This is a genomic window from Mycobacterium sp., assembly GCF_032159765.1.
Classification (GTDB): Bacteria; Actinomycetota; Actinomycetes; order Mycobacteriales; family Mycobacteriaceae; genus Mycobacterium.
The window spans coordinates 37936-47957 of sequence record NZ_JAVHWM010000198.1; the positions used below are offsets into that span (position 1 = coordinate 37936).

Here is a 10022-nt window from a genome sequence, read left to right on the forward strand (position 1 = left end):
CCAGCCCCAACGGCTGCACGGAAGGGAAACATGCCCGCAGATCCGACTGCTTTGGCCGGCCGCACCCTGGTGATTTCCGGCGCGACCCGCGGGATCGGGCTCGCGATCGGCCTCGGCGCCGCCCGTCACGGCGCCAACGTCGTCCTGCTCGCCAAGACCGACCAGCCGCACCCCAAGCTTGCCGGCACCGTCCACACCGCGGCAGCCGAGATCGAGGCGGCCGGCGGCAAGGCGGCCGCGGTGGTGGGCGACGTCCGCAACGACGACGACGTGCGCCGCGCGGTGAAGGTCGCGGTCGAGACGTTCGGCGGTGTCGACATCTGCGTGAACAACGCCAGCGCCATCTCGACTGAGCCCACCGAGACGCTCGCGGTCAAGAAGTTCGACCTGATGGCCGACATCAACATCAAGGGCACCTTCCTGCTGACCCAGGCCTGCCTGCCGGACCTTCGCGAGTCCGCGAACCCGCACGTCCTGACGATCGCGCCGCCGCTGAACATGAACCCCCGGTGGCTCGGCGCGCACCCGGTGTACACGCTATCCAAGTATGGGATGTCGCTGTTGTCGTTGGGCTGGGCGGCCGAATTCGCCGACGCCGGAATCGCATTCAACTGTTTGTGGCCGCAGACCTACATCGCCACCGCCGCCGTCGCCAACTCCCCCGATGGCGAGAAGCAGCTGGCGGCGTCGCGCAGCCCGGAGATCATGGCCGACGCGGCCGTCGAAATTCTGTCGCGGCCCTCCCGCGAGGCCACCGGTGGGTGTTATATCGACGAGGACGTGCTCGTCGCGGCCGGCGGGTACGACCTGTCGCGCTACGGCGGCGGGCCGCACCCTATCGTCGACCTGTTCATCGGATAGGGAGCAGAAGTGAGCGAGGAGCGCACCGTCGAACAGCGCGGTCTGTGGTTCGAGGAGTTCGAGATCGGGGTGCGGTACCTGCACCGGCCTGGCCGAACGATCACCGAGGCCGACAACGTGCTGTTCACCACGCTGACGATGAACACCCAGGCGCTGCACCTCGACGCCGCGTTCGCCGACGCGCTCCCGCCGTTCCACCAGCGGTTGGTCAATTCGATGTTCACGCTGTCCACGCTCGTCGGGCTGTCCGTCGCGCAGCTCACCCAAGGCACGATCGTGGCGAATCTCGGATTCAGCGAGATCGCGTTCCCCAAGCCCCTCTTCCACGGTGACACCCTGTACGCCGAGACTGTGGTGACCGACAAGCGGCTGTCGAAGAGCAGGGAGGGCGAGGGAATCGTGACGCTGGACCACATTGGGCGCAATCAGGGCGGCGACGTCGTCGCGACGGCCACCCGCAAGACCCTGGTGCGCACCAAACCCGTTGCACCATCATGACCCTGCAGACGGGACCGGCGTGGTTGTTCTGCCCCGCCGATCGCCCCGAACGCTTCGCGAAGGCAGCCGCCGCGGCAGACGTCGTCATTCTCGATCTCGAGGACGGAGTGGCGGCCGCCGACCGGGGCGACGCTCGAAAAGCGTTGGTGGACAATCCCCTTGACCCGGACCGAACCGTGGTGCGGCTGAATCCCGTGGACACGCCCGACCATGAACTGGATCGCGACGCCCTGACCCGCACCCCCTACTCGACGGTGATGCTCGCGAAAACCGAGTCGGCGCAACAGGTCAGTTCGCTGCGCCCGCTTGACGTTATCGTGCTCGTCGAGACACCGTTGGGCGCGCTGGCGGTCAGCCAGACTGCTCGCGTCGATAACACCGTCGCGGTGATGTGGGGTGCCGAGGACCTTTTCGCGGCGACCGGCGGCACCATGAACCGAACTCCCGACGGCTCCTACCGCGACGTCGCGCAGCATGTGCGGTCGCAGTCGCTGCTCGCGGCGAAGGCATACGGACGGCTGGCGCTGGATTCGGTGTTCCTCGACATCAAGGATCTCGACGGGCTGCGCGACGAGGTCGACGACGCGGTCGCGGTCGGGTTCGATGCCAAGGTCGCGATCCACCCCAGCCAGGTTCCGGTGATCCGGGCGGCCTACACCCCCGAACCCGCGCAGGTCGAGTGGGCACAGCGGGTGGTGGCCGCCGCGCGGGACAACCGCGGCGTGTTCCAGCTGGACGGCATGATGGTCGACATGCCCGTGCTTCGCCGCGCCCAGCACATCGTCCGGCTCAATTCCAAATGACGCGCTGGCAGCGCTTCGCGGAAGCGGCGGCCGACCGTCACGGGGCTCCGACGGGTGACTATGCGCAGCTGTGGCAGTGGTCGGTCGACAACCCGGCCCGGTTCTGGCGGGCACTATGGGAATACTTCGACGTGCACGGCCGGGGCGAATTGAGACACGGCGACGCGGCCGTGCTCGCCGATGCGTCGATGCCTGGGGCGCAATGGTTTCCGGGCATCCAGCTGAACTACGTCGACCGGATCCTGTCGCACGCGGACAAAGACGGCGCGGCGATCGTCGGCATCGACGAGTCGGGCGCGCGCACCGAGATCGGCTGGCGCGACCTGCCTGGACAGATCGGCGCGCTCGCCGCCGAACTACGCCGGCTCGGAGTCGGTCGCGGCGACGCCGTCGCCGCCTATCTGCCCGACGTCGCCGAGGCGATGGTCGCGTCGCTGGCCGTGGCGTCGCTCGGCGCGATCTGGTCGTCGTGTGGCCAGGACTACGCGCCGGAGGGCGCGGCGGCGCGGCTGGCTCAGCTGAACCCGAAGGTGTTGTTCAGCGCCGACGGCTATCACCTCAACGGGCGCTTCATCGACAAGCGGGAACACACCGCCCAACTTCGCGCGTTGCTTCCCGGCGCGCCGCCCGTGATCGGCGTCGACGGTGGCCAGTATCGCGATCTGGCTTCGGAGCCGGTCGCACCCGAGGTGGTTTCGGTGCCGTTCGACCATCCGCTGTGGGTGTTGTTCAGTTCGGGGACGACGGGCAGGCCCAAGGGCATCGTTCACGGCCACGGCGGGATCGTGCTCGAACACCTGAAAGCGATTGGGCTGCACGGCGATCTGGGATCAGACGATGTGTTCTTCTGGCAGACTGCATTGTCCTGGATGATGTGGAATTTTCGGATCTCCGGGCTGCTCGTCGGTGCGACAGTGGTGTGTTACAGCGGTCATCCGCTGTGCCCCGATGCCGACCGGCTCTGGCAACTGGTCGCAGACGAACGGGTGAACTATTTCGGCACCAGCCCCGGCCATCTGCTGGCGTCGCGCAAGGCAGGGCTGCGGCCCGGCTCCGCACACGACCTGAGCAGGCTGCGCACCGTTGGCAGCACCGGCTCTCCACTGGCCGCCGACTTGTTCGAATGGGTGGGCTCACATGTCGGCAGCGACGTGTCGTCGATCAGCGGCGGAACCGACGTGTGCACGGCCTTCGCGGGCGGAACACCGTCAGTGCCCGCGCGCCCGGGAGAACTCGCGTGCCGTTATCTCGGGGTCGCGCTCGAGTGCTGGTCGCCGGATCGCCGGCCGCTCGTCAACGAGGTCGGCGAGCTGGTGATCACCAAGCCCATGCCGTCCATGCCGGTCGGGTTCTGGCACGACGACGACGGATCACGTTACCGGGCAGCCTATTTCGAACATCACTGGGCTGACGGGCTGGCAGCGCGGACGCGAGGAGCAGAAAAGGACGGTGTGGTGTGGCGGCACGGCGACTGGGTCACGCTGACCGAACGCGGTTCACTGGTGATCCAGGGCCGCAGTGACGCGACTTTGAATCGGCACGGCATCCGAATGGGTTCGGCCGACATCTACGAGGTGGTCGAAGGCATCGACGACGTCGGCGAGGCCTTTGTCGTGGGCATCGACGGACCCGATGGCGCGTACTGGATGCCACTTTTCGTCGCGCTTGTGCCGGGGTGCGATTTCGACGAGGCCCTTGCGGACAAGATTCGCAACGAGATTCGCTCGAAACTGTCACCGCGGCATGTGCCGGACGAGATCATCGAAGCCCCGGGGATCCCCCACACGCGCACCGGCAAGAAGCTCGAGGTGCCCGTCACCGGAATTCTGGCCGGACGCACCGATGTCGCCGTCGACCCGCGCTCGATCGACAATCCGGATCTCCTGGACTGGTACCGCGAGCGAGGCCGCGAACACCAGTGGTGACAGACAGTTATGCCAGGTGTGTCTTGAAGAACGTCAGAATGCGCTCCCAGGCGTCCTCCGCGTCGGGCTCTGAATAGGCCAGCCCGGCAACGCGTTCGACGAACTGCAAGGCCGGTGGTGCACTGAAGTCGTTCATGAAGCCATGCCCCACGTCAGGGTATTCCTTGACATCCCGCAGCACGTCAGCCTCCGACAGCAGCGCCTCGAGCTTGGCTGCTGCATTGGGCAACATGAAGTCCTTCGCGCCGTAGCTGGCGACCATCGGGCACGAGCGGCGCAGCGCGTCAATGTCTTTCGGCCACGGGTTCGGGTAATTCGGTGCCGCGGCGTCGAACACACCCCGGCCGGCAAGCACCAGACAGAATCCGCCGCCCATACAGAATCCGGCGACTCCCACCTTTCCGGTGCAGCGATCGTCGGCCGCGAGATGGTCGCGGGCCGCGACCAGGTCGTCGACCGCGGCACCGCTGCCCCGATGCAGTGATCGAAAGGTCTGCACGATGCACGGCAGCTTCTGGCCGCGCTGAAACAGCGCTGGCGCCAGCGCGAGGTAGCCGTTGGCCGCGAAGCGGTCCGTGATGCGGCGGAGATCCTCGGTCATGCCGAGAGCGTCGTGGATGACGACCACGCCGGTAAACGGGCCGTGGCCTGAAGGAACCGCCTGGTAGGCCGGGAGTGGTCCGGCCGGACAGTCGTAGGAAATGGTGGGCACCGGGCAAGTCTCGCATTAGGCTGCCCGGCATGTCGTTAACCGGCGATGACGTTTTCGCTGGGTACACGATCCAGCGGCTGCTGGGCTCAGGGGGCATGGGCGAGGTATACTTGGCGCTTCACCCTCGTTTGCCTCGCCCCTACGCGCTGAAGGTCCTCGCACCGGAGCTCACTGACGACGCCGAATTCCGTGAACGATTCAACGCAGACGCCGAAATCGCCGCGACGCTATCCCATCCGCACATCGTCGGCGTGCACGACCGTGGCGAGGACGGCGGCCGGCTGTGGATCGCGATGGAGTACGTGGACGGCATTGACGCCTCTCGGTTGATCCGGGACCGGTTCGGGGCCGAGATGCCGATTGGCGATGTAGTTGCCGTCATCATTGCCGTCGCCGACGCTCTGGACTATGCGCACGAACGCGGGCTCATGCACGGCGACGTCAAACCTGCCAAAATCCTGTTGAGCGAATTCGACTCACCGCGCCGCCGCATCCTGCTCACGGAATTGGGCATCCCCCGGCGAACCGGCCAGCCCGACCAATATGCGTTGGCCGCCACTGCGTTTCATCTCCTGACCGGATCCCCGCCCCAGCAGGGCGCGCCCGCTGGGCGACTGTCCGAGTTCCGTCCCGAACTCGCGCGGGTCGATCCGGTCATGTCGGCCGCGCTTGCCGCAGACCCGGCGCAGCGTTATCCCCGGTGCCTTGACTTCGCGCACGCGCTGCGTCGCGCAGTAGCCGGCGAGCCCGAGACGGGCACGGTGTCGGCGCAGGTCCAGATGCCGATCAACGCGCTCGTTCCTCCGCCTTTTCAGCCGCCCGCGGGCCCGCCACCCCTGCTGCTTGCCCCTGGCTGGGAACCGCCTGCCCGACGACCACGTTCGCGGTGGCTCATCCCGCTGATCCTGGCGATCTTGCTTGCGGGCGTATCCGCCTTCGCGGCAACGCAGTTCCTTCGCCCCACGCCCAAGCCGTCGCCGGTCGCAGCGGAATGGCAACCGTACGTCGATGCAGCGAGGACTTTCAGCGGGTACCTGTTCAATATCGGTGCCGACTCTTCAGAGGTGGATGTCCAGCGCATACTTGACGGTTCGACCGGCAGCTTCCATGACGACTTCGTCAAGCAGCGCGAGAATTTCATACAGGTGCTCAAGGCCACCAAGTCGACGACAAAGGCCACCGCGAAGGGAGCCGGACTGGAGTCGATCGATGAATCCACAGCTCACGTTTTGGTGGTCGAGGAAGCACAGGTCACCAATTCGGGTGGCGCGCAACCGCCCCGGATATTCCGGTTGAAGCTCGACGTCGTCAGGATCGAGGGCGCGTACAAGATCTCGAAACTCGAGTTCGCCCGATGACGCGCCGCCAGCCGGGCGCCCTGTGGTGGATGCTCGTCGTTCTACTGGGCGCTGCAATCGTGGCGGCGGCCTCCCTCGGCGCATGGCAATTCGTGGTGAAGGATGCGAAACCACTTGACACGACAGTGAATAACGCTGGCGCCCGCCAGCTGGTGGTAGACGCCGCGAAGGCGAACATCTCGAAGGTGTACAGCTACAAGCCTGACACCTTCGATCAGGACATAGCAGCCGCCGAGGCTGTACTTACCGGTGATTTCCTGAAGGACTACAGGCAATCCGTCGAAAAAAGCAGGGACGCTGCGACGCAAGCCGGCGTCGCACAGACCGCAGCCGCCTCGGATGGCGCGATCGAATCAATGAGTGGTCACCGGGCTGCGATCATCGTCCTTGGTAGTACCAGCCGAACGACGCGCGATTCGCCGACACCACAAGTCACGGCGTTCTCATTCCGCGTCAGCATGGTCAAGCACAGCGGCACGTGGTTGATCGACAAACTTGATCCGCTGTAGCCGGTCCCCGCAGTAGCGTCAAAGGCGACTAAGTAGTTGCCGTCCGCCGGCGCGCGGAAAGCAGTACTGCACTACTGAGCTCGCCATCCGCGATCCGAGTGACGATTCCGATCACAGAACTCGGTGTCCCCAACCTTTGCAGACACGCGATTGACCTCTGGAGGCTGTCATGAGCGCTGCATGTTTTGTAGGCCGCGTGGGTGGATTGGCGGTGGCGCTCGGCGTGGGCGCTGCGTTGTCGCTGGGCACACCGGCGGCGTGGGCCGATGACACCTCGACGGGCAGCTCGTCGGGATCCTCATCGCCCGGGACAAGCTCATCGCCGGGGGGCTCGTCATCCGCGTCGGTTCCAGACCCAACGTCGGCGGATTCGCCGTCACCGGCCAAGCCGACAGTGACGGTGACGCCTCCGACCGCCCCATCGAGTTCGACGTCGGCATCGGGGTCGGTGTCCCCGGGTGCGTCGGTGACGAGTGATCCGCGTAGTGGTGTGGTGCAGAGCAGTGGTGGCCCGCGTACGAGTTCGTCGCCCTCATCCGGCCCCAAATTGGAAGTCCCACCGAATCCGTTGCCGTCGAAAAACAGTGAGCAGCAGGAGCCGAAACTGTCGAGCAGTGCGTCGTCGATGGCGTTGGGCTCGTCGACGAACGCCGCCGCGAAGTCCCCGCCGGTGTCAAAGATGCAGGTATCGGCGCAGAGCTTCTCGACTACGCGCGAAAGCCCTTTGGCTGCCTCCTCCGTCACCGCACTGTCGGACACCCAGGCGCGGCAGCCAACGCTGGCAACCACCACCGCGGCGCAGGCCAATCCGGTTGGGGTGCAAGCTGTTCCGGATATATCCAGCGAGCCGATGGCGCCGCCGAAAATGGTGTCGGCGGTGATCTCGAACGTGTTGTCGCTCGTCGGACTCAACTCGACGGCCGGCACCACGCCTACTCCCCCCTTTGACTCGCCGCTGCTGTGGGGGGTCTTGGCATGGACGCGCCGCCCGTTCGGCGGCGCCGATGTCGCCGACGGATCGCTGGCCAACACCGCGACCACGACCACCGGCCAGACACCGAGCCGGGCCATCTCCGCGAGTTACAGCCTGGCCAGCGACGAGATCTCGGCCCACGACCCGCAGAACCCGCCCGACCAGACCACCGGTGTGGTGACCGGCACGATCGATCCCACCGGCCAGGGTCCGTTCACGTACACGCTGACGGGCGCCGGCCCGACCAGCGGCACCGCCACGGTGGTTGCGAGCACCGGGGCGTTCACGTACACCCCCACCCAGGCCGCCCGATTGGCCGCCGCCGCGACTCCCGCCGCCGACCTGGACGGCTTCACCGTGATGGTGTCCAACGGCCAGGCATCCACCCCTGTGGTGATCAACGTGCCGGTACTGCCTGCAGTGATCTCGGGTGCCAGCACCACTTCGGTGGGGCCTGGTCCGATCGGGGTGGCCGTGTCGGCCACCAAGACCTACGTGGCCAACTCAAGCAATAACACGGTGTCGGTCATCGACCGCGTCACCGGGGCGAAAGTCACCATCAACGTGGTAGGTGCGCCGACGTCGGTGGTGATGAACGCCGACGCCACCCGCGCGTACGTGGCGGGCAACAACGCCGTGTCGGTGATCAACACCGCCAACAACACCGTGATCAGCACCGTGACAACCACTGTCGGCCAGTCGTACGGGATGGCCATCTCCCCCAACGGGCAGCGCCTGTATGTGACCGGCACTGCCAACAACAGGGTTGCGGTGATCAACACCACCACCACCACGCCGACCGTCGTCACCACGATCGCGGTGGGCTTCACCCCGGGAGGCATAGCGGTGTCTCCCGATGGGACACGGGTGTACGTCGCCAACTACAACAGTCAGAGCGTGTCGGTGATCAACACCGCCACCAACGCCGTGGTAGGCAATGCGATCACCGTGGGCGCCAACCCCTTCGGCGTGGCCGTGTCGACCGACGGCAGTCGCGTCTATGTGGCCAACTCCGGCGCCAACACCGTGTCGGTGATCAACACCGCCACCTCCGCGGTCGTTTCCACCGTGACCGTGGGCGCCAACCCGTTCGGACTGGCGCTCAGCCCCGACAGCAGCCTGCTCTACGTCGGCAACGGTCCGGACACCGTCTCGGTGATCAACACCAAAACGAACACCGTGACCAACACGCTCACCATCGACTCAACGCCGGAGAACGACTGGCACACCATCGCCATCTCCCCCGACGGGCGTCAGCTTTACATCTCCGACAAGGCCGACTCCGCGGTGCGCGTTCTGACCGTTAACCGCGGCAACACCGCACCCATCGCCGGCACCCCTACAGTCGGCACCCCTGACCCCGTCACCGCAGCCGTCACCGGCAAGCTCAACTTCACCACCGGCGCCGTCGTTGACGCACTCGCCAACACCGACGTCGACGGCGACACACTCACCTACACCGTCACCCAACCCACCACCGGCACTGTCACCGTCGACGCCGCCGGCACCTATTCGTACATCCCGTCCGCTGCCGCCCGCGCCGCCGCCATCGACGGGCCCACTACGACCACGTTCACCGTCACCGCCAGCGACGGGCAAGCCAGCAAGACCGTCACCGTGCAGAACGTCCCGATCTTGCCGACGCCGCAGGGCAATCGGCCCCCGCTAGCCGGCACGCCGAGCTTAGGTACACCAGACCGAGTCACCGGACAGGTCACCGGGTCGCTGAATTTCACCGACCCCGACAAGAACTCGTTGACCTACGCCGTTCCGGTTCAACCCTCGACCGGCACGGTTACGGTGTCCAGCGCCGGCGTCTTTACGTTTGCCCCGACGGTGGCAGCGCGCGATGCCGCGTTGGCGTCACCGGGCCCCGACGCCGCCTCGCTCACGGTGGTGGCCTCCGATGGGCAATCGTCGACACCGGTCACGTTCAGCGTGCCGATCGCCGAAACCAATGTGGCGCCGACCGCGGGAACACCGACGGTGGGCATGCCAGTCACTGCGACCGGAACCGTCACGGGGAGTTTGAATTTCACCGACCCCAACAGCGATGCACTGACCTACAGCGTTCCGGCCCAGCCGTCGGTAGGTCTAGTCGCAGTCAACGCCAACGGCACTTACACCTTCACGCCCAACACGACCGCCCGCGACGCGGCCGCCAACAACGGACCCACCGCCACCAACATCACTGTGGCCGCCAGTGACGGACTGTCATCGACGGTGGTCACGTTCGCTGTGCCGATCTCACCCACCCCACCGGTGAACCATCCGCCAACGGCGACGCCGACGATGAGCACACCGGATCAAACAACGGGGACGGTCAGCGGATCCGTCAACGGCTCGGATGCAGACGGAAACACGTTGAGCTACACCGTGTCCG

At 66.2% G+C, this 10022-nt stretch carries 9 protein-coding genes; 7 read left to right on the forward strand and 2 right to left on the reverse strand.

The features are described from left to right. The first annotated feature begins 30 nt into the window (after nt 1-30). The 4 genes from QOH60_RS25330 to QOH60_RS25345 are packed head-to-tail and all read left to right on the forward strand — an operon-like array spanning nt 31 to nt 4087. A complete protein-coding gene (locus tag QOH60_RS25330; RefSeq protein ID WP_526424634.1) occupies nt 31-861 on the forward strand; it encodes an SDR family oxidoreductase in 831 nt (276 codons plus the stop codon). A 9-nt stretch (nt 862-870) separates the two neighbouring features. Continuing rightward, nucleotides 871-1359 (forward strand): MaoC family dehydratase, encoded by a 489-nt coding sequence (locus QOH60_RS25335; RefSeq protein ID WP_526424635.1) that lies wholly within the window; start codon nt 871-873, stop codon nt 1357-1359. Beyond that, nucleotides 1356-2162, forward strand: a complete 807-nt coding sequence (locus QOH60_RS25340; RefSeq protein WP_526424636.1) for an HpcH/HpaI aldolase/citrate lyase family protein — start codon at nt 1356-1358, stop codon at nt 2160-2162. The genes QOH60_RS25335 and QOH60_RS25340 overlap by 4 nt, the downstream gene beginning before the upstream one ends. Beyond that, nucleotides 2159-4087, forward strand: a complete 1929-nt coding sequence (locus QOH60_RS25345; protein WP_526424637.1) for an acetoacetate--CoA ligase — start codon at nt 2159-2161, stop codon at nt 4085-4087. Before QOH60_RS25340 ends, QOH60_RS25345 begins: the two co-directional genes overlap by 4 nt. A 7-nt stretch (nt 4088-4094) precedes the next feature. Here QOH60_RS25345 and QOH60_RS25350 read toward each other — a convergent pair whose 3' ends face one another. Continuing rightward, the gene (locus QOH60_RS25350; RefSeq protein WP_526424638.1) at nt 4095-4799 is read right to left on the reverse strand and encodes a dienelactone hydrolase family protein; all 705 of its coding nucleotides are present in this window, start codon (nt 4797-4799) and stop codon (nt 4095-4097) included. 29 nt (nt 4800-4828) lie between these two features. On the opposite strand from QOH60_RS25350, the gene QOH60_RS25355 reads away from it, so the two are divergent. Then, nucleotides 4829-6157, forward strand: a complete 1329-nt coding sequence (locus QOH60_RS25355; protein WP_526424639.1) for a serine/threonine-protein kinase — start codon at nt 4829-4831, stop codon at nt 6155-6157. Next, a complete protein-coding gene (locus tag QOH60_RS25360; protein ID WP_526424640.1) occupies nt 6154-6666 on the forward strand; it encodes a hypothetical protein in 513 nt (170 codons plus the stop codon). The genes QOH60_RS25355 and QOH60_RS25360 overlap by 4 nt, the downstream gene beginning before the upstream one ends. Before the next feature lie 111 nt (nt 6667-6777). Here QOH60_RS25360 and QOH60_RS25365 read toward each other — a convergent pair whose 3' ends face one another. Continuing rightward, the gene (locus QOH60_RS25365) at nt 6778-7596 is read right to left on the reverse strand and encodes a hypothetical protein (protein WP_526424641.1); all 819 of its coding nucleotides are present in this window, start codon (nt 7594-7596) and stop codon (nt 6778-6780) included. On the opposite strand from QOH60_RS25365, the gene QOH60_RS25370 reads away from it, so the two are divergent. Further along, on the forward strand, nt 7544-10022 hold a 2479-nt coding region (locus QOH60_RS25370; RefSeq protein WP_526424642.1), incomplete at its 3' end, for a VCBS domain-containing protein. The two genes, QOH60_RS25365 and QOH60_RS25370, sit on opposite strands and share 53 nt — an antisense overlap.